The 19,137-nt window shown below is 43.2% G+C and carries 20 protein-coding genes; 7 read left to right on the top strand and 13 right to left on the bottom strand.

Annotated elements, in window-relative coordinates:
- Positions 1-122: 122 nt before the first annotated feature.
- Genes SPEA_RS00275 through SPEA_RS00305 form a run of 7 tightly spaced genes read left to right on the top strand, consistent with a single transcriptional unit; the run spans position 123 to position 7,149 of the window.
- A complete protein-coding gene (locus SPEA_RS00275) occupies positions 123-1,304 on the top strand; it encodes a UDP-N-acetylglucosamine 4,6-dehydratase (RefSeq protein ID WP_012153321.1) in 1,182 nt (393 codons plus the stop codon).
- Positions 1,305-1,316: 12 nt separating this feature from the next.
- Positions 1,317-2,477, top strand: coding sequence for a LegC family aminotransferase (locus SPEA_RS00280; RefSeq protein WP_012153322.1), 1,161 nt, complete (start codon positions 1,317-1,319; stop codon positions 2,475-2,477).
- 17 nt (positions 2,478-2,494) lie between these two features.
- Positions 2,495-3,664: a UDP-N-acetylglucosamine 2-epimerase gene (gene neuC / locus SPEA_RS00285; protein ID WP_223296590.1), complete on the top strand. Its 1,170-nt coding sequence runs from the start codon at positions 2,495-2,497 to the stop codon at positions 3,662-3,664.
- 7 nt (positions 3,665-3,671) lie between these two features.
- Positions 3,672-4,745 carry an N-acetylneuraminate synthase gene (neuB, locus tag SPEA_RS00290; protein ID WP_012153324.1) on the top strand — a complete coding sequence of 358 codons (1,074 nt, stop codon included), beginning with the start codon at positions 3,672-3,674 and terminating at the stop codon, positions 4,743-4,745.
- Entirely contained in the window at positions 4,738-5,382 is a 645-nt protein-coding gene (locus SPEA_RS00295) for an acetyltransferase (protein WP_012153325.1), read from the top strand. The genes neuB and SPEA_RS00295 overlap by 8 nt, the downstream gene beginning before the upstream one ends.
- Positions 5,383-5,401: 19 nt before the next feature.
- On the top strand, positions 5,402-6,457 hold the full coding sequence (locus SPEA_RS00300) for a nucleotidyltransferase family protein (RefSeq protein ID WP_012153326.1): 1,056 nt from the start codon (positions 5,402-5,404) through the stop codon (positions 6,455-6,457).
- Positions 6,457-7,149: an acylneuraminate cytidylyltransferase family protein gene (locus SPEA_RS00305; RefSeq protein WP_012153327.1), complete on the top strand. Its 693-nt coding sequence runs from the start codon at positions 6,457-6,459 to the stop codon at positions 7,147-7,149. The genes SPEA_RS00300 and SPEA_RS00305 overlap by 1 nt, the downstream gene beginning before the upstream one ends.
- Before the next feature lie 386 nt (positions 7,150-7,535).
- Here the strand turns inward: SPEA_RS00305 and SPEA_RS00315 are convergent, their stop codons facing one another.
- The 13 genes from SPEA_RS00315 to flgK form a co-directional block, all read right to left on the bottom strand.
- On the bottom strand, positions 7,536-7,967 hold the full coding sequence (locus tag SPEA_RS00315) for a hypothetical protein (protein WP_012153329.1): 432 nt from the start codon (positions 7,965-7,967) through the stop codon (positions 7,536-7,538).
- Positions 7,952-8,962 (bottom strand): flagellar motor protein MotB, encoded by a 1,011-nt coding sequence (locus SPEA_RS00320; RefSeq protein WP_012153330.1) that lies wholly within the window; start codon positions 8,960-8,962, stop codon positions 7,952-7,954. The genes SPEA_RS00315 and SPEA_RS00320 overlap by 16 nt, the downstream gene beginning before the upstream one ends.
- Positions 8,962-9,819 carry a flagellar motor stator protein MotA gene (gene motA / locus SPEA_RS00325; protein ID WP_012153331.1) on the bottom strand — a complete coding sequence of 286 codons (858 nt, stop codon included), beginning with the start codon at positions 9,817-9,819 and terminating at the stop codon, positions 8,962-8,964. Before motA ends, SPEA_RS00320 begins: the two co-directional genes overlap by 1 nt.
- A gap of 14 nt (positions 9,820-9,833) precedes the next feature.
- On the bottom strand, positions 9,834-10,556 hold the full coding sequence (locus SPEA_RS00330) for an RNA polymerase sigma factor FliA (RefSeq protein WP_012153332.1): 723 nt from the start codon (positions 10,554-10,556) through the stop codon (positions 9,834-9,836).
- An 11-nt stretch (positions 10,557-10,567) separates the two neighbouring features.
- A complete protein-coding gene (locus SPEA_RS00335) occupies positions 10,568-11,023 on the bottom strand; it encodes a flagellar basal body-associated FliL family protein (RefSeq protein ID WP_012153333.1) in 456 nt (151 codons plus the stop codon).
- A gap of 14 nt (positions 11,024-11,037) precedes the next feature.
- Positions 11,038-12,210, bottom strand: a complete 1,173-nt coding sequence (locus tag SPEA_RS22370; protein WP_012153334.1) for a flagellar hook-length control protein FliK — start codon at positions 12,208-12,210, stop codon at positions 11,038-11,040.
- Positions 12,203-12,526 carry a flagellar protein FliT gene (fliT, locus tag SPEA_RS00345; protein ID WP_012153335.1) on the bottom strand — a complete coding sequence of 108 codons (324 nt, stop codon included), beginning with the start codon at positions 12,524-12,526 and terminating at the stop codon, positions 12,203-12,205. Before fliT ends, SPEA_RS22370 begins: the two co-directional genes overlap by 8 nt.
- Complete coding sequence (fliS, locus tag SPEA_RS00350) at positions 12,495-12,875, bottom strand: flagellar export chaperone FliS (RefSeq protein WP_012153336.1); 381 nt, start codon at positions 12,873-12,875, stop codon at positions 12,495-12,497. Before fliS ends, fliT begins: the two co-directional genes overlap by 32 nt.
- 13 nt (positions 12,876-12,888) lie before the next feature.
- A complete protein-coding gene (gene fliD, locus SPEA_RS00355) occupies positions 12,889-14,307 on the bottom strand; it encodes a flagellar filament capping protein FliD (protein ID WP_012153337.1) in 1,419 nt (472 codons plus the stop codon).
- Positions 14,308-14,623: 316 nt separating this feature from the next.
- On the bottom strand, positions 14,624-15,442 hold the full coding sequence (locus tag SPEA_RS00360; RefSeq protein WP_012153338.1) for a flagellin N-terminal helical domain-containing protein: 819 nt from the start codon (positions 15,440-15,442) through the stop codon (positions 14,624-14,626).
- Positions 15,443-15,740: 298 nt separating this feature from the next.
- Positions 15,741-16,772 carry a hypothetical protein gene (locus SPEA_RS00365; protein WP_012153339.1) on the bottom strand — a complete coding sequence of 344 codons (1,032 nt, stop codon included), beginning with the start codon at positions 16,770-16,772 and terminating at the stop codon, positions 15,741-15,743.
- Positions 16,773-16,790: 18 nt separating this feature from the next.
- Positions 16,791-17,708, bottom strand: a complete 918-nt coding sequence (gene flgL, locus SPEA_RS00370; RefSeq protein ID WP_012153340.1) for a flagellar hook-associated protein FlgL — start codon at positions 17,706-17,708, stop codon at positions 16,791-16,793.
- A 10-nt stretch (positions 17,709-17,718) separates the two neighbouring features.
- Positions 17,719-19,092, bottom strand: a complete 1,374-nt coding sequence (gene flgK, locus SPEA_RS00375; protein WP_012153341.1) for a flagellar hook-associated protein FlgK — start codon at positions 19,090-19,092, stop codon at positions 17,719-17,721.
- Between the last annotated feature and the right edge of the window lie 45 nt (positions 19,093-19,137).

Consider the following 19,137-nt stretch of genomic DNA (forward strand, 5'->3'; position numbering starts at 1 on the left):
AACCTATGATGTTACGGCTTAGGGTGGCTGTTTATCTGTTTGTTTTTTTAAAGCCTTTTTACTTTCGCTGCTACGTGATGAGTTTAAGGTTTAAGTTTTAAAAGTTAAGGTTGAAAAATTTAATGCTATCGCTAATAGGTCGAAACAATAAGCTGTTTGCTGCAGATATAAAGTGCTATGAAGCAGAGTTAAGCCATATTGTCTCCACATCATCATTTCTCATTCTTGGTGGGGCAGGTTCTATCGGGCAAGCCGTGACGAAAGAGATCTTTAAACGCCAGCCCAAAAAGCTTCATGTTGTCGATATCAGTGAAAACAATATGGTCGAGCTTGTTAGGGATTTGCGAAGCTCTTTTGGTTACATTGATGGTGAATTTAACACCTATGCATTAGATATTGGTTCAATTGAATATGATGCCTTTATTAAAGCTGATGGACATTATGACTATGTATTAAACCTTTCCGCCCTTAAGCATGTTCGTAGTGAAAAAGATCCTTTTACCTTGATGCGTATGATTGATGTCAACATTTTTAATACTGACAAAACTGTACAGCAGGCGATAGATTCAGGTGCTAAGAAGTACTTTTGTGTGTCTACCGATAAGGCCGCTAACCCGGTTAATATGATGGGGGCATCAAAACGTATTATGGAGATGTTCCTGATGCGCAAGAGTGAGCATATCGCCATTTCGACCGCGCGTTTCGCTAATGTTGCCTTCTCTGATGGTTCTCTTTTACATGGTTTTAATCAACGTATTCAAAAGAGTCAGCCGATAGTCGCCCCCTACGATATCAAACGTTACTTTGTTACTCCTGAGGAGTCTGGTGAGTTATGTTTGATGTCTTGTATTTTTGGTGAAAATCGCGACATATTCTTTCCTAAACTCAATGAAACTTTGCACCTTATTTCTTTCGCTGATATAGCGGTTAAATACCTTAATAAACTAGGTTTTGAACCTTATTTATGTGAAACGGAAGATGAAGCGCGTGAGTTGGTGAAAACATTACCCAAACAAGGTAAATGGCCATGCTTATTCACTTCTAGCGATACTACGGGTGAAAAAGACTTCGAAGAGTTCTTTACTGATAAAGAAACGCTAGATATGGAGCGCTTCGACGGTTTTGGCATAATCAAGAATGACCCGCTTTATCAACAAGAGTTACTAGAGACATTTGAGAAAAAGATAGATCAAATGAAGCTAGAGCGTCAGTGGAGTAAAGAAGATATCGTTAAATTATTCTTCACCATGCTGCCTGAATTTGCTCATAAAGAAACTGGTAAATATCTAGATAGTAAGATGTAAGCGGAGTACGTGATGAAAGCGACACCAATTGTTGAGTTCGTTCGAGACATATACAAAACTGACGATTTTATTCCATTGCACGTACCGACGTTTAATGGCAACGAAAAAGCTTATGTTATGCAAACTATCGAAAGCACTTTTGTTTCTAGTGTAGGTAAGTTTGTTGATGATTTCGAACGAAAGATAGAGGCTTATACTGGTTCTGCTAAGGCGGTAGCGACAGTGAACGGTACAGCAGCCTTGCATGCGGCACTGTACATGGCTGGTGTTCAGCGTGATGATTTAGTTATTACACAAGCGTTGACCTTTGTCGCAACCTGCAATGCCTTGCATCATATGGGGGCTGAACCCATCTTTGTCGATGTTTCTCCTATTAGCTTGGGACTTTGTCCAAAAGCTGTGGAGGCTTACCTGTGCGAGTATGCAGAGAAAACAGAAACAGGTTGTGTTCACAAAGGCAGCGGGCAACGAATCAAAGCTGTCGTGCCGATGCATACATTTGGCCATCCCGTCGAATTAGATGAACTTAATATTGTTTGTCGGCAGTGGAATATTACTTTAGTTGAAGATGCCGCTGAAAGCTTAGGCTCTTTTTACAAAGGCAAGCATACCGGCACTATTGGTGATTTTGGTGCCCTGAGTTTTAATGGTAATAAAATTATCACCACCGGCGGTGGCGGCATGGTGTTATGCCAAACGGCAGAGTTTGGGGCGCGTACTAAACACGTGACGACCACAGCAAAAGTGCCGCATCCGTATGAATTCTTCCATGATGAGCCTGGCTTTAACTACCGCATGCCTAATCTCAATGCTGCGTTAGGTTGTGCGCAAATGGAAGCGCTAGAGAATTACCTGATTCAAAAGAGACAGCTTGCTGGGTTATATGAAGGCTTTTTCAGCGGTTCAGATTTTAAGTTTGTAACTGAGCCAGGTTATGCACGGTCAAATTACTGGTTAAACGCGGTAATTTGCCCGGATAAGCAGAGCAGAGAGGAAGTGCTCTCTGTTACAAATAATTCAGGTGTGATGACTCGTCCAATTTGGCAATTAATGCATAGATTGCCAATGTTTAAAAATGCAATGCGTGGTGATCTCTCCTGCTCAGAGTTTGTCGAAGCTCATTTAATAAATCTTCCAAGTACACCCGTTGTACTAAATACCTCGCAGGGATAACTAGAATCATGACGCAGATGCATAAAAAAGTTGCGGTTTTTACAGGGACAAGAGCTGAGTATGGTCTGCTCTATTGGCTTTTAAAGGACATACAAAGCGATCCCGAGTTGACACTTCAATTGTTAGTATCTGGCATGCACTTTTCTCCAGAGTTTGGAGAGACCTATAAAGATATAGAGAAAGATGGTTTCAATATTGATGAAAAAATTGAAATCTTATTATCGTCTGACTCGCCGGTAGGAACAGCAAAAAGTATAGGGCTCGGTGTTCTTGGCTTTGCTGATGCACTAGCGCGATTACGACCAGATGTATTGATTATCCTAGGTGACCGTTTTGAAGCCCTTGCAGCCGCTCAGACTGCGATGATACTGCGTATACCAATTGTGCACCTTCATGGTGGTGAAATAACAGAAGGTGCTTATGATGATGCGATTCGTCATGCTATTACTAAGTTGAGTTACCTTCATGGAACTTCAACTGAAGACTATCGAAATCGAGTTATTCAGTTAGGAGAGGCGCCAGAACGAGTAAAAAACATTGGTGCAATCGGATTAGACCATCTGAACCGAGCGTCATTTATGACTGTATCAGAGTTGAGCAAATCACTCTGTTTTGAGCTAAATAGACCATATTTTGTAGTTACTTATCATCCGGTAACACTAGGGGAAGAAGCTCCTGAAGCGACTTTTCAGGCAATACTAGATGCATTAGATGAATACTCTGAATACCAAGTTATATTGACTTACCCAAATGCTGATGATGGTGGGCGACGAATTATTCCGATGTTAAAAGCGTATGCATTAAGTCAACCCAGTCGAGTATTGGCTATTCCTTCTCTTGGGCAAGTTCGTTACTTGAGTGCAGTAAAGCATGCTGCAGCCGTAATTGGTAACTCATCGAGCGGAATTATAGAGGTTCCCGCATTTGATATTGCAACGGTAAATATTGGTGTAAGACAAAAAGGACGCTTGGCGGCTAAAAGTGTATTGAATGCACAACCGAATCAACATTCAATTTCTGAACAAATTCAAATTGCAGTTAGGCGCAGTTATAAGCAAATTGATGAGAAGATTTGCAACCCTTACGGGCAGGGAAATGCGAGCAAACAAGTTATTGAAATGATAAAAACACTTTCATTTGAACCAAGTAAAGTGTTCTTCGATATCAACTTTTCTTGCCAACAGTGAGGTCATCATGACGCTAATTATTGCAGAAGCTGGTGTGAATCATAACGGTGACGAGAAATTGGCTTTTGAATTAGTCAGTGCGGCGCATCAGGCGGGTGCTGACATTGTTAAGTTTCAGACTTTTAAAGCTAAAAATCTCGTTACGGAAGATGCTACTCAAGCTGAATACCAAATTACCAATACACAGGTTCAGGAGTCGCAGCTACTTATGCTGAGTAGACTTGAACTTTCCTATGAGACTCACCATAAGTTAGTCCAGTATTGTGCTGAGTTGGGTATCGAGTTCCTTTCTACAGCCTTTGATTTTGAAAGCCTAGATTTTCTTGTGAATGATTTAAGACTGAGGCGCTTAAAAATACCTTCTGGTGAGATTACAAACGCTCCATTGGTGCTTGAGCATGCTCGTACAGGGTGCGACTTAATTGTGTCGACAGGTATGGCAACTCTCTCAGAGATTGAGGCCACATTGGGTGTCATTGCATTTGGGTATATCGATGATAAAGACATCGAGCCGAATGAGTTAGCATTTCAGCAAGCCTATGCATCAGTTCAAGGTCAGCAACTTCTAAAGAACAAGGTGACAATACTACATTGCACTACAGAATACCCAGCACCGATGGCGGAAATTAATCTAAAGGTCATGGATACGTTAGGTCAAGCATTTGAGTTACCTGCTGGATATTCAGACCATAGTGAAGGTATAGCTATCCCCATTGCAGCAGTGGCTCGTGGTGCGGTGTTGATTGAAAAACACTTTACATTAGATAGAAATATGCAAGGTCCCGATCATAAAGCCTCTTTAGAGCCTCAAGAACTTACTGCCATGGTTAATGCAATACGCCAAGTTGAAGTGGCTTTGGGGCGGAGTGTAAAGTGCCCTACTGCATCAGAAGTTAAAAATAAGGATGTGGCGCGTAAAAGTTTAGTTGCGGCGAAGGTGATTAAGCAAGGCGAGTTAATTACAGAAGAAAACCTTACGATAAAGCGCCCTGGTTCAGGTATGTCACCATATATGTATTGGAGGTTACTGAATAAGCCCGCAAGCAAAAACTACCAAGCTGGGGACTTGATCTTTGAATAAAGTTAAGGCCAAGCCCCTTGTTATTCTCGGTGGTGGAGGGCATGCCAGTGTATTGGTTGATATCTTGCTTTCACAACAACGTGAGATAGTCGCAATTGTCAGCCCTGAAAATATAAGTTCACGTCTTGCTTTTTCGGGTTTAAAACACATGAACAATGACCAAGATGTATTGGCGTTTTCACCTGCTGAAGTTAGGCTGGTTAATGGTATAGGCATGCTACCAAATTCAGCTTTAAAGCGTAATATTAATGAATACTTTCTTGATCTTGGCTATCGTTTTGAAACGATAATTTCGAATCAGGCGTATATCTCTTCCTTTGCGAGCATTGAACATGGAGCACAAGTTCTTCCGGGGGCCATTATACAACCCGGTGCGGTTATTGGCGCGCATAGTATTATTAATAGCGGGGCAATAATTGAACATGATTGCCGGGTTGGCCAATATAACCATATAGCCCCAAGGGCGACGCTATGTGGACAGGTTACGACTCAGCATGATGTTTTTATTGGCGCTGGCGCAACGATTATTCAAAACATTACGCTTGGTCACGGCTCTGTTATTGGAGCCGGTGCTATCGTTACTAAAAATGTATCATCAGGAAAAGTTTGCTATTCAAGTCGAATAATAATGAATTGAAAATAGCTAAAGGTTAATCATGAGTAACTCTTGGAAAAATATTTTAATAAAACCTGAGGCGACAATACTTGATGCTCTTGGGGTTATCGATAATGAAGCATTGCAAGTTGCCTTAGTAGTTAATAGTGAACAAAAACTATTAGGTGTAATAACCGATGGTGATATTCGTCGGGGGATACTTAATAATTTGTCATTAGACACTCCCGTCACCGAAATAATGAATTGCTCACCAATTACAGCAGAGATGAGCTCAACGAAAGAGCAATTGACACAATTAATGGAAAGTAAGAGCATACTTGCGATTCCGTTAATTGAAAACGGCAAAGTTGTTGGTTTAGAAACATTACAGAGATTACTTGAAACAACAATCTATCAAAACCCTGTATTTATAATGGCGGGAGGGTTTGGTACTCGCTTAAGGCCTTTAACAGATTCCTGTCCAAAACCGATGTTGAAAGTTGGTGACAAGCCAATATTGGATATATTAATTACTAACTTTATTAAAGCTGGTTTTGTCAATTTCTATATATCAACACATTATATGGCTGAGCAAATTCGAAGCTACTTCGGTGATGGTAGTGAGTTAGGAGTGAAAATTCATTATATTCATGAAGAGGCTCCATTAGGTACGGGGGGAGCACTTGGTTTACTGCCTGACGACTTACCAAAAGGCTTACCTTTGATCATGGTGAATGGAGATGTGCTCACCAAGGTTGATTTTGAAAGGCTATTAGATTTTCATAATGAGCATCAGGCCGATGCCACCATGTGTGTACGAAAGTATGATTATCAAGTTCCCTATGGCGTTGTTAGTGGCGAAGGGAACAAGGTTACCTGCATGGTTGAAAAGCCGGTTCAACATTTTTTTGTTAACGCAGGCATTTATGTCATATCTCCATGTGTGATTGATTCTGTGCCTAAAGATTATCATATCGATATGCCTACTCTATTGGATCAGCATATGAGTGAGCGTGAAAACGTTTTAATGTTTCCGGTTCATGAATATTGGCTTGATATTGGTCGAATGGCTGATTTTGAACGAGCTCAAACAGATATTTTAAGTTTAGGTTTGTAATGATTAAAAATAAACGAGTGTTAGCTCTTATTCCCGCAAGAGGTGGAAGTAAGAGGTTACCTCGAAAAAATATATTACCTTTGGCAGGCATACCTTTAATAGCCTGGACGATAGACGCTGCTCTTAAATCAAAGTATATCGACCGAGTTGTGGTCTCTACTGACGATGAAGAGATTATGTGTGTCAGCAAGCAATTTGGAGCCGAAGCCCCCTTTGTTAGGCCTGTTGAGCTTGCGTCAGATACTGCAACATCTACAGACGTCGTTCTTCATGCGTTAAATTTTTTTAAGAATGATTTTGATGTGATTGTTTTATTGCAGCCATCGTCCCCGCTAAGGGAAGAGAGTGATATCGATAGGGTTATTGAGCAGTTAGTCAGCCAAGACGCAAATGGTATAGTTTCAGTAAGTGAGTGTGAGCACACTCCATTGTGGTCAAATACTTTACCGGCTGATGGAAACATGTCTTCATTTATAACAAAAGATGCGCTTAAGCGTTCTCAAGATTTAAAAACATTTTACAGGTTAAATGGGGCGATTTATTGTTATAAGACTGATTATTTTATAGCGAATCAAGGAGGTAGCTACGCTGATGGTGTATATGCTTGTATCATGAAAAAAGAAAAGTCAGTTGATATCGATGATATAACCGACTTTAAATTTGCAGAGTTTCTTATTGGTCTTTATCGCTAACTTTTTTAAATTAAACCAGACTATATTGGTCTGGTGATTTAAGTGCCACTACTGAAAGAAAAAGAAATAACCGACTAGGCAGAAAGAAAGTAATGCCCCGGTTATCACAGGATAGATAAGATAGCCATCTTCAGCCCTGCGTGCTCGCTTAAAACATAAGTTCATTAGTATAAGGTTGAATATAATGACCATGAAGGAAGCTACAACACCATAGCGAAATGGAAGCTGTTTTATTTCAGTACATAGATAAATTAGAATAAGCCAATCAAGAATGATCAGGTATAGGAATATTTTCTGTAAACCATCGACTCCTTTTCTAACATATGAATTAGGCACCGTTATTTCCTCAAGTATATAAGGCCTAAGTAATCTAAATGATTACTCATTTAAGATTTGCTCAGTTTGTAGATTTTATTTAAAACTGAGATGATTTTTTGTTCGTCTTCGATATCCCATTTTGCACCGATAAAGTTAAGTTTTCCATTTACTTTCTTTATTCGCATAATTGTAATTGGGACCAATTCATTATTAATCGATAAGCATATTTTTTGGTTTACTTTCAGATTACAGCTAGTAATCAGTCCGAGTCCTCCCAGCCCTATATCTTTTATATTGGCAATGCCAATAAGTTTTTCGAACCAGCGGTGATTATCAATCAAAGGCACTGTGATGCCGTCGCAGGCAAACATAATGTCTTCATCAGCATCTAGTCTGAGATTCAGTCTTATATGTTGTCGACTTTCTATGCTGTCGGTTTTCTCTTTAGCTGCCTTGTCGGCAGGAATAAACTCACTGTGCTGAACTATTGGTTTGTCCACGACTCTGGGTATCTCGATCTAGGTTGATTCGCTTCTGCAATTTTTTTCGCGTCTGTAACCGCTTTACTGGGGGCAATACTTTCTTCTGGTAATCCTGTCATTTGACGTAGTTGCATTTCTGCATCAGTAGTCATAATTATCATCTCAATACGTCTATTAGCTGCAGCTGCTGGATCATGACTAATATACGGGGCCTGATCCGCCATGCCTGTTACTTGGAGTACTTGATTATTTTTGACTCCGGCGTATCCGAGTACTCGTCTAGCGAGTAAAGCGCGTTTACTCGATAGCTCCCAATTGGTAAACGTTTTTCCAATAAAAGGAGTGGAGTCGGTATGGCCTGAAATACTCATTTTGTTTTCGACTTTACTGAGTACCGGTCCTAATGCCATTAACAGATCTTCAAAGTAAGGCTTCATTTCTGAGCTGCCACGAGTGAACATGAACTTGTTAATATTGTCGTGCATCAGTATTCGCACACCTTGTGGTACCACCTGTAGCTTGACGTTAGCGCTCATGCTGACATCTTCGATGACTCTGTCTATTTCTCTTGCCAGCACCTCTAATTGAGCCTGAGTTTCAAATTTACCGGGGAGCATAGCGTTAAGTTCAGGGCCTTTACCTGCCTTTGCATTATTTTCCCCTTCAGGTATGCGATTATGTAGCGCAGGTCCTCGGGTACCAGCGCCACTAGAAGAGGTGGGGAGCACTGGTTCTTGAATGGTCATCTGTCCTTCAAAATCGAGCATTGAAGGAGAGCTGCTCAAATCAAACGGGTTGATAGAACCTGCTTCAAATAAGTCACCTTGTATGTGCTTAGCTATCACGGTGCGTTCTTGCTGATCGGCTATTTGTATAATCCATAACACCATGAAAAAAGCCATCATGGCCAAGGTGAAATCGGCAAAAGCCACTTTCCATGCCCCGGCATGGCCCTTGCGTGGTTTCCCCCGCCTTTTACGTTTTATGATTATGGGCTCAGGTCTAATCGCCATTAGCTTTGTTGCTCCGCTAACCAGCGTTCGAGCTCGATAAATGAGGGACGGTTTTCTATTTGAATCTGTTTACGGCCTGCATCGATAGCTATCATAGGCGGCTTGCCTTTAGCAAATGCAGCCAGCATTGCAGCAACACAACGTAATTGAGCCGACTTTCGCTCCACTAAATGTTCAAGCGCTTTGGCTATTGGATCGAATAAGCAGTAACAGGCAAAAATCCCGATGAAGGTACCGACTAGTGCTGCAGAAACTTTCACGCCTATCATGGTGATTGGGCCATCGATGCTCGACATGGTGATGATAATTCCCATTACGGCAGCGAGGATGCCGAATCCTGGCATGGCTTCAGCAATTTTGGCAATCGCATGTGAAGGACGCATGCTGTCCTCCTCAATGCGGTGGATCTCTTCTTCAAGAATATGTTCTAAATCATGAGGTGAGATCTTGCCCATTGACTGTAAGCGGAGATTATCAATAAGGAAATTCAGTACATTTGGATGTTCAAGAATCGCTGGATACATGAGGAACAGTGAGCTCTCTCTTGGCTTTTCAACGTGGTCGTCGATAACCTTTAGTCCCTGCATTTGAATTTGAGTCATTAGCATAGACATAAGCCCAAAGAGTTGCGGATAGAGTTCTGGGTCTTCTTTCTCTACTTTTAAGATCTCTTTAAGCTGTTCTACCATTACGATGAGAACAGGCTTTGGGGTGGCAATGACTAATGCCCCCAGACCGGCGCCAAAAATAATCAGAATTTCAGCTGGTTGCCATAGCGCGAGTAATACGCCGCCAGCCCACATATAACCACCAAACACAGATAACAGAATTATCACTAACCCTATAAGTTTACTCATACTACCTCACGTATTTACCGCTCCCATTCTTGATAGATCTGCTGAAGTTGTTTCACTGCGTGTTTGTGCAGCTGGCAAATACGTGTCTCAGTCAGTCCTAATGTTGCGGCGATTTCTTTTAAATTGAGTTCATGCTGATAGTAAAGCGACAGAATTATCTGTTCTCTTTTGTTTAATTTTAAAATAGCTTGGAATAACGTTTCTTTTGTTGAAAATTGCTCCAACATGTCACTTTTATCTTCAAAGTGTCCGCCGTCACCAATGAGTTCGTCCAAGCTACGCATCGATTCAGACTGAGATGCAAATAGGCGTTCTCGATACTCCACTTGGCTAAGTCCCATAGATTGTGCAACCTCCAAATCAGTGGGTTCTCGCTTTAACGAACGAGTGAGTTTTCGTACCATATCGTTAAGTTCGTGGGCTTGCTGCCTAACGGGACGTGGCCGCCAATCTTGGCGGCGTAGCTCGTCTAGAATCGCGCCACGAATACGTTGTCCTGCAAAAGACAAAAAGCCATTGTCGTACTCACCTGGGTAGCGACGGGCTGACTCTAATAGCGCCATCATGCCTATCTGTTCCATATCTTCTATCGCGAGCGCAATACCACAATGGCTTCTAAGTTGAGATACGGAACGCTTAACTAAAGGGAGGTATTGCTTCATCACCTGACTTTCGGCGAGACGGTTAATCGCAACTTCTTCAGCAGCTTCTTGATAGGCAGATAGTGCAGTGTTCATAGCATAGCCTTCTATTGAATAATCATTCGAGTAAACAGCACTTCTTCTAACTCTATATTGAAGTCATTTTGTGCTAGCACTGCAGATAAGATACTGTGGGCTTCTTTTTGTAATGGCTCAAATCGTTTGGTGTCATTTAACTCATTGAAATGTTTGGTTGAAAACATTTTCATTAATGAGTTTTTGATCACTGAGTCAGCTTGAGTTAAGGTGAATTTTGCATCTTTCGAGCGAGTCTTGATTGCAAGTTCCAGCAATAAGTAGTGCGAATACTCATCACCTTGAATAGAGATGACAAATTTATCGAGAGGGTAGAACTTTGCGGCCTCTATTTCGGGCTCTTGCGGGCCGAATGGTTCGCCAATTAGGGTGGGGGATTGCCAACCAACCCAGAATGTTGCACCTGTCCAAGTCAGAAAAAGCAAAACGAGAGCGAGTCTCTTGCCTTGTTTGTTCATCGACGCCATGAGTTTCTCCTAAATTATGCTAACAGATCCACGTGATCTTGTTGTTGAGAGTGGCTGTTAAAAGACGTTTCTGTTCCATTGTTTGTCGCGGCAGCAATAGCGAAGTCAGACGCTTGTGTATCTTGCTTTTGAGGGCGGTCATCCTGACTAATATCGACATCAATCTGACCACCATGATCCATTGCTAGCTCGGCGCGTAATCTATCTAGGCCCATTAATAGAGCGTCGCGCACCGATGAGTTCGCGGCATGCATTTGAATGTGTAAGCGATCACCGTCTAAGCGTACATTGAGCTCAACCTTACCTAGCTCGGGCGGATCGAGCCTGATTTCGGCCTGCTTAATTTGTTGATCGATTTGAAACTTCAATTGCTCTCGTAGAGGAGATAGCATCTCATGAGCTTGTTGCAACAAAGGAGCTGTCTGAGAAACCGCAACCGGTCCCCACTGTGCGACAGCTGTTTGCGAACGAGTACTCGATGCCAAAATCTGGTTAACAGAGTCAACAATGTCTACGGAAGCGGTATCGGTTATTGATGCTTGCAGTGGCGAGTTCATTGCTTGAAATAAACTCTGGCTCATCATGGTGTCACTCTTTAGCGTTCCAGTTTGCTGAGGCAAGCTAGTCTGGGGCGTGACAGAGTTAGCCTGGGATGACAACTGTTGGTAGCTGCTCGTCGAAAGCGAGTTTGTCTGTGCTTGCCCTGTTCCCTGTGATCCAATCGACAGGTTTACAGCTTGTGCGCTAGAGTATTGTGAGCTTGGGGGCGCTGTTGACAGCTTAGGGGCGAGCGGTGAGCCTTCCAAAAACGGTAAAGCCTGTGCACTCGTATCCTGAGCCGCAGTTAAGCCAGTCGTTAAGTTAGCAACAGACTGAGTTTGCAAGGATGCTGGTGGCTGCTGTCCATAATGGCCTGCAGAAAACGAAGTTGTTGCGTTTTTCTGAGCTGAGAAGGCTGAACCCGTTGAGGTTGCTGCCAATAACCCAGGTGGTATTTGACTCAGTTGACTTGCGTCAGTGGTGTCAATTGAAGCGAAAGCCAACGAGAACGGCAATACGTCCGCTTGATGTTGTTCAAGCGGGTCGTCATTGTGATTACAGCTATGGCTTTTTATTTGCGTTGATAGTTGACCGCTAGTCGTTGACGCTTGAGCTGTGCAGCCTGATAAAACCGAGTTATTAATCATAAGCACCACCACTGACACTGGTCAGCTGATAAGCCGCTAGACCGTCTTGTTGCTGCTTAAATTGATTCATCTCTTGCCCTAACTGATCTTTTGCTTGTACTAATTGCTGTAATACCTGTTTATGGGTGGCGGCTAACGATTGACGCGCAGCGAGCTGCGAGTGGCAACTCGGTTTGCCAGCTTTGGTTAATACTTCAATTAATTTTGCATTCACTTTGGCTAACTTTTCCCAGTCTTGGGCGTGAGCATGGAACAACAGCGCTTTTTCAAACTGTTGCCATTGCTCAATTGAGATTAGCCCAGCCTTCTCTGACATCGGTAATGACCTTAGTGATGGGTTTTAGGGCGGCAACGCTGTTTTCAACGCTAGCGATAACCAGTTGGCGACTGCAATAGTCATAGAGGCGATTTAGCGTAAATGCGACTTCGGCGCCATTTTCAAGATCTAGCATGGAATCGAGCCCATGTACGATGTTGAGGCATTTGTTGATACTTTGACCTTTTTCCTCATAGCTCTTACGTTGCATAAATCCTGCTGTGCGCTCTATCTCTTCTAACAATCCATCCAGCAGCATACGCACCATCTCGTGAGGGTTAGCTGCAGCAGCCCTAGCATTTAGCGAGGTCTGTTTGTAAGCATTAAAGGGGTCGTGCTCGTTCAACATTTATAGTATGTCCTTAATAAAACAGCGCGCTTGAAGACTGAAGTTGGCTAATGGTTGCTTCCATAGCTGTGAATTGGGCTAGATAGATTTGGTATCTTTGCTCCATCTGTCTATCGTGATTATCCATGCTGGTTTCGACTCGTTCGATCTGCATTTCAAGGTTATCTTTCTTGAGATCCATCGAGCCTTGAAATTGAGTGAATGGCTCGATGATTTTGTCGAGCTTATCGACATAGCTGCCCGTGTCGGTAAACATGTCCTGCACGGCATTAGGGTTATCTTTTAACGCTTTAGATAGTTTCTCACTGTCGACATCGAGCTTGCCATCGCGGCCGAATTCAACACCAATATCTGATAAGCGCATGCCGTTAGGTGCAGCGTCAAAGATGGCATCGCGCATGTTCTGTTGCAGCATGCGAATACTAGAGTCGCCCTTAAGTACGCCTAGTTGATCTTCGGTGATTGAAGAATTACTGTCATCTTCATCGTCTTCTTTATCTTCGTCTTCCTTATCTTCATCACTATTGTCATCTTTATCGGCATTTTCTTGGTTCAGCTCATCTAAAGCTTCACTGCCCATAGAGCGGGTTAATTTGTTGATTTCATCCATCAAGTCATTAAAGATATCGACGAAGTCTTCGATGGCCTGCTCACTAGCATCGGTATCAGACTCAATTTTGATGTTGCTGCTTTCACCTGGTTTATGAGCTTTATTCAGTTCGATAGAGACGCCATCGATGACATTGACTAAGTTATTGCTGCTGCTGACGATATCGATGCCATTAAGGTTTACTTTGGCATCTTGTGCGGCACGGCGCTCGGTCATGCCCCAATCTTTGGCGCCCGTACCATCCATAGGATCCATGGTGACACTGATATTGTTAGCGGCTCCAGTCTCTTTAGAGGAGAGCATTAACTCAACTTGGCCACCGGTGCGTACCAACGATGCCTGCACTCCAGGGTTACCAGAGTGGGAGTTAATCATGCCAGTAAGATCTTTAACTGTCGCGGTGCCACCGGCATTGAGCTTAGACATGTCGAGGCTGATGCTGTCACTTGGATCTGAGCCGAGCTGGATATTAATAACTCCAGTAGTCGGAAGTAGGCTGTCCTCGCTAGCAAAGCTTTTAGTCACTTGATGCGCTTGCGCTAGCTGCTCAATATGCAGGTCATAGTCACCCGTTGGTGCGCCACTTTCGACAGAAATGGAGGCATTATCATCGCTGACCGATGAGGTTTTACTTTCGAAAGCATCACCGTCAATCGCTTCCAGCTTGCTACTCATAGAGTCTAAGCTGCGCTCTAAGATCTTATAGGCATCAAGCTGCGCTTCATACTTAGTCATATTGCTTTTGAAAATCTGATCTTTGCCTGCACGCTCTGCGACAATAAGCTGTTCGGCGAATGTGGCGCCACCCATACCTGAAATCATTACGCTCCTCCAAAATTGCTATTAAGCAATCCATGTGCCATTAATTTAAGAACTGTTAGTTGTTGTTAGTTAAGTGTTTATTCTTTTTTTGTAGTGAGCGCCTAACACTCGGTTTCCGTTGTTAACTACTGACGGGAAGTCTTGCTTCCGCCTATCAAGAGTTACTGCATCGAGTCAAGGTTATGCGCTTGCCTATAGCTTGATTAAGGCGACCTAACTACAGGCTTGCTAAAGCTATGGGGCTGGAATTTATAAGATAAACGGCAAAAAAAAGGGCCGTGAGGCCCTTTTAAAAAAGTGTGGAGAAAGTAAGGGATTAACCCAATAGACCCATAACCAAACCAGTATTTTGGTTTGATGAAGATAGAATGTTGGTACCAGCTTGTACTAATAACTGGTTCTTACTCATAGCTGCAGTTTCTGAAGCGAAGTCGGCATCCATGATACGGCCAGCAGCCGCTTTAGTGTTCTCGGTAACGTTAGTTAGGTTAGATGCTGTGTGACCAAGACGGTTAATGTTAGCACCTAGGTCAGAACGCATTGAGCCAACGGCGTCAATAAAGTCATCGATTTCACCGATTTGAGCACCAAGAGTAGAAGCTTTAACGCCTGATAATGTTGCAATTCCAGATCTAATGCCCGTAATGCCAGAAGCGCCGCTAACAGTTAGGGTTTCACCTGAACCTGCACCGATTTGGAAGCTGACATTACCAGAGATAGCGCCAAACAGATCGTTGCCCGCATAAGTAGTTTTTTCCATGATACGAGTCATTTCAGCAGTCAGTGCTGTGAACTCATCGTTCAGTGCAGCTCTATCTGCAGTAGAGTTCACGCCGTTAGCTGCTTGAGTAGCCAATTCTTTTTGACGATTCGCAATAGTAGCTAGTTCATCTAGCGCACCATCGGCAGTCTGTAGCATAGAAGTTGCGTCAGATACGTTACGGTTTGCTGTTTCCATACCAGTTACGTTAGCTTCCATGCGTGAAGCAATTTGTAGGCCTGCAGCATCGTCAGCCGCGCTGTTGATACGTAGACCTGTTGATAAACGCTCCATAGCATTGCTTAGTAGGTCGTTGTTTCTGTTTACTGAGTTTTGAGCGATGTTTGACGCATTGTTAGTCATTACAGATAACATGGGTGCTTCCTTTAAATTTTAATTATTTGGTTGGTGTCTTAAATAATAAAACGACATTGAATCTTAAAACTGAAGATTGAGAGTGAAAATAAAATAAATGTTTGCGTAACTAATTGTTTTATATGCTGTTAGGTGTTTGATTTTTATTGTTTGTATGAAGCTAAATAAGGGCTGGATGAGAGGGGGAACTAGCTAGTTATTAGCCGAGTATAGATAGAGAAATAGGCGGCTCATTTTACTTCTTGATCGGAGCCGTATTCACTTTTACTTGCTTGAAAGCAGATGGCAGTACCACGTCTTAGGTTAGTAAGGATGATACTTGAGAGCGTGTCATATTGGCCTGTGCCATCAGCGAGGTAATTTGCAGGCTAAATGGAGTCGGCTGCATTAGGTTGCTTAATTGACTCATGTTCGACTCTAGTTCTAACTGGGTGTCTTTTTTAAGGCTTAATTGCTGCAGCTGTTGCAGAATTTTTTGTTTACTGTCACTCAGCTCTTGTAGCTGTTGCTCTACTTTATGCAGCGACTTAGCTATCTTGGCAATAGCTTGCTTGAGTTCGGCATTGCTGCCAAAGCGCCATTCTCTTGGATCTTGCCAGCTTAGTTCTTCATTAACCTTAATGGTTCTTGGCTCACCAGCAGGGAGGCGCTGGCCTTGACCTGTCATGAGTATGCCAGTTTGGATCTGTTGCCATTGCGACTTAGGGCTAGTAAAAATTAACTTACCCTCCTTGCTGTGGTTAGCTTTAATCTCTAGCGCTTTAAGTGAATCATTAATCTTAGTTAGCAGTTGTTGTGGTTGCTTGTTTGCCGGTAAAACAAGGCTAGTAGATTGATTGCCGACCTGGATTATCAGCCGTTCATCACGTTGTTTAGAGGCTGTTAAATCAACCGATTTTAGGCTAAAGCTATGTTGAGCTGCTGGTCTTTTGGCTGAGATAAGGTTGAGTTGGTGATCGATTAAGGGCTTATTATCATAGCTGATAGCAAGCTGGGACAGTTTATTTTGAATCAACTTACTACGAGCCGTCTGCTCAAGCATAGATTGCTCTGAGGCGCTTGAGGCAAGAGATTGCTTTACTTGGCTTTGTAGTTGTTTAAGTAGTTGCTGAACCTGCTGTAAGCCCTGTTCTGCGACTTGTGCTGCACTAATTCTATGCTGTCCCTGAGTGACTTTAGCCCACTTGTTGTAGCTTTCTAATCTATGGGTTGGAATCGCGGCAAGCTTAGCTTTGGCCTGTTCGTTTGTTGGTTGCTGCATACCAACAGCTGGCGCAACCGTTGGGCTGCGCTGCTGAACATTAAGCGTGTCGGAAATTCCGTTGAGCATAAAATTATTTGGGCCTGATTAGATATGGTTAAACAGTGTTAGCTGTGACACTTGAACAAAGGTTTGCTGAGTCACTTTTAGAGTGGTGAGTTTTAAGTTGTACTCTGCAGTGGCCTGAGCATAATCCAAACCTTCGGTTTCACCAATCACTTCTTTATTAAATAGTACCCGTTCTTCATGGCTTCCTTGCACTAGGCTGAGGGTATTTTGCTTGCCACCGATATCGGTAATTGCAGAGCTGATACTGGTCAGAGTGTCGTCTAGGCTTGCCAACATATCACCTGAGACTTGATCAAATGCTGGATCACCAGGAGCGAGCGCGGGATCTTCCAGGGCATCGATGAAGTCTTTGGTTTGATTGAGAATATCGGCACTGCCATTAGAGAAGATAAAATCTGCCGCCGTACTGTTTGCAGTCATCCAGGAAGAGGAAGAGGTTTGTACTTCTCTGTGGCTAGTATCGCCCTGATAAACATAGTTACCCGCCGCATCTTTGCCAATCGGCGGCGTGTCGGTCTCGTTGCCTGAGAACAGGTAGTTACCCCCTTCATCTTTGGCGTTGAGTACATCGGAAAATGACTCTAATAGCTCCTCTAACTCAGCTGCATAGGCTGTGCGGTCTTCTGCAGATAGGCTGCCGTTACTGGCCGAAACTGTGATTTCACGCATGCGATTTTGCAATTCAACCATGCTCGACATATAGGTTTCTGCACGGCCAAAACTGCTACTTAATGACTCGGTATTTTTAAGGTACTGCTCGGTCGCAGCCATATCACGCTCATTGCCCATCACTTTTACCGCACCGATAGGATCGTCAGATGGACGTAGTATTGAACTGCCTGTCGCCATCATCTCGTTCAGTCTCGCGATATCGACAGTAGAGTTTTGTAGGCTTTGCAAGTTATTGGCGTAGAGGTTATGCATGCTTACGCGCATAAGAATATCCTTAAATACTGTTTAATATGGTTTGAAAAAGCTGATCGGCAGTCGAAATTACTTTGGCATTCGCTTGGTACGATTGCTGATAAATGATGAGATTGACCCCCTCTTCATCCATATTGACTCCACTGGTACTCGCCCATTGAGATTGGGCTTCAATTTGCACTTTTTCTGCGGTTTCTTTGGCCATTTTAGCCTGACGAGAGGCTGAGCCCAGTTCACCAATTTTACTGGCAAAAGCATCGCCCATGGTGGCATCAATGCCCATGGAGTCGAAGGTAAAGCTTTTATCCGCTAGCTCAACTAATGCCTTTAAGTTGCTGTTATCGCCTGGTGTACCATCTTGACCAAAAGCCAGCATGTCAGGCTTGAAGTCGGCCGAAATTTTTAATGTGCCAGCAGGGTTTGTTGGGTCATAAGTAAATAGATCTTGAGTCGGAGTATTACCATTTAAGTCGGTACCCGCCTTTAATATCGTGTTGAACTCATCGGCCATTGTCTGGGCCAATTCGTTATTAAAGGCTATCGATTCAACAAGGCTGTTATCACGGTAATCAAGCAGAGCGCCTAAACTGCCACCGGCAGATTCATCTAGCGGAAAGCTTGATTGACCAAATTGAACGCTCAATTGGCTAAAAAGCGGATTGGACGGATCGGGGGAGACCTGTATTTTTGAGGCGGTAGTTCCAGATAGCAGTGGTTGTCCTTGAACTAAAGAGATGTTCACCATGTTATTGGCGTCATGCACGATATTAACGTCAATAATCTTTGACAGATCATCAATGGCCGCATCACGTGCATCTAACAGGGAGAGTGGTACATTACCGCTAGCATTAGAGGCCTGAATTTGCTCGTTAAAGCTAGAAATGGTTTCAAGCTGTGCATTAATCTCTTTGGCCGAAGCGCCGATCTGTCCTTCGATCTGGTTAACCTGAGTGTGGACCCCTTCACTGATAGAGTTAAATCTTTGGGTTAATGCCTTTGCTTCATTGAGTACACCTTGGCGAAGCGCAATCTCATTAGGTTGCTCCATGGCTGAGTTTAGCGAGGCAAATAACAGATCTAGACCTGCTGAGATACTATTACCCTCGGAGCCAAAAATTTGCTCAACCTGACCAAAATAACTGGCTTGTGTTTCAGCAAAACCTAAGTTGCTAGTGGCATTCCACTGCTGTGTGACTTGGTATTGATCGGAGATTCGGCGCACACCATCTACCATCACGCCTGAGCCACTGCCATATGTGCCATTACCTACCGAACTCATTACCACTTGTTGGCGAGAGTACCCCGGCACCATGGCGTTGGAGACATTATTTGAGGTCGCAGTTAGGGCCGCCATACTGGCATTAAGCCCTGACATACCAATATTGAGCATGCTCATCGTGTGTCCTTTTCTATCTTGGGGGAGGGCCGCAGTGGGCCCTCA

It is taken from the genome of Shewanella pealeana ATCC 700345 (assembly GCF_000018285.1).
Lineage (GTDB): Bacteria > Pseudomonadota > Gammaproteobacteria > Enterobacterales > Shewanellaceae > Shewanella > Shewanella pealeana.

What these genes read in the sequence shown, in the direction of transcription:
- SPEA_RS00275 (WP_012153321.1), top strand. Translation starts at nt 123, where the DNA reads ATGCTATCGCTAATAGGTCGAAACAATAAGCTGTTTGCTGCAGATATA.
- SPEA_RS00280 (WP_012153322.1), top strand. Translation starts at nt 1,317, where the DNA reads ATGAAAGCGACACCAATTGTTGAGTTCGTTCGAGACATATACAAAACT.
- neuC (WP_223296590.1), top strand. Translation starts at nt 2,495, where the DNA reads ATGCATAAAAAAGTTGCGGTTTTTACAGGGACAAGAGCTGAGTATGGT.
- neuB (WP_012153324.1), top strand. Translation starts at nt 3,672, where the DNA reads ATGACGCTAATTATTGCAGAAGCTGGTGTGAATCATAACGGTGACGAG.
- SPEA_RS00300 (WP_012153326.1), top strand. Translation starts at nt 5,402, where the DNA reads ATGAGTAACTCTTGGAAAAATATTTTAATAAAACCTGAGGCGACAATA.
- SPEA_RS00305 (WP_012153327.1), top strand. Translation starts at nt 6,457, where the DNA reads ATGATTAAAAATAAACGAGTGTTAGCTCTTATTCCCGCAAGAGGTGGA.
- SPEA_RS00320 (WP_012153330.1), bottom strand. Translation starts at nt 8,962, where the DNA reads ATGGCGATTAGACCTGAGCCCATAATCATAAAACGTAAAAGGCGGGGG.
- motA (WP_012153331.1), bottom strand. Translation starts at nt 9,819, where the DNA reads ATGAGTAAACTTATAGGGTTAGTGATAATTCTGTTATCTGTGTTTGGT.
- SPEA_RS00330 (WP_012153332.1), bottom strand. Translation starts at nt 10,556, where the DNA reads ATGAACACTGCACTATCTGCCTATCAAGAAGCTGCTGAAGAAGTTGCG.
- SPEA_RS00335 (WP_012153333.1), bottom strand. Translation starts at nt 11,023, where the DNA reads ATGGCGTCGATGAACAAACAAGGCAAGAGACTCGCTCTCGTTTTGCTT.
- SPEA_RS22370 (WP_012153334.1), bottom strand. Translation starts at nt 12,210, where the DNA reads ATGATTAATAACTCGGTTTTATCAGGCTGCACAGCTCAAGCGTCAACG.
- fliT (WP_012153335.1), bottom strand. Translation starts at nt 12,526, where the DNA reads ATGTCAGAGAAGGCTGGGCTAATCTCAATTGAGCAATGGCAACAGTTT.
- fliS (WP_012153336.1), bottom strand. Translation starts at nt 12,875, where the DNA reads ATGTTGAACGAGCACGACCCCTTTAATGCTTACAAACAGACCTCGCTA.
- fliD (WP_012153337.1), bottom strand. Translation starts at nt 14,307, where the DNA reads ATGATTTCAGGTATGGGTGGCGCCACATTCGCCGAACAGCTTATTGTC.
- SPEA_RS00360 (WP_012153338.1), bottom strand. Translation starts at nt 15,442, where the DNA reads ATGTTATCTGTAATGACTAACAATGCGTCAAACATCGCTCAAAACTCA.
- SPEA_RS00365 (WP_012153339.1), bottom strand. Translation starts at nt 16,772, where the DNA reads ATGCTCAACGGAATTTCCGACACGCTTAATGTTCAGCAGCGCAGCCCA.
- flgL (WP_012153340.1), bottom strand. Translation starts at nt 17,708, where the DNA reads ATGCGCGTAAGCATGCATAACCTCTACGCCAATAACTTGCAAAGCCTA.
- flgK (WP_012153341.1), bottom strand. Translation starts at nt 19,092, where the DNA reads ATGAGCATGCTCAATATTGGTATGTCAGGGCTTAATGCCAGTATGGCG.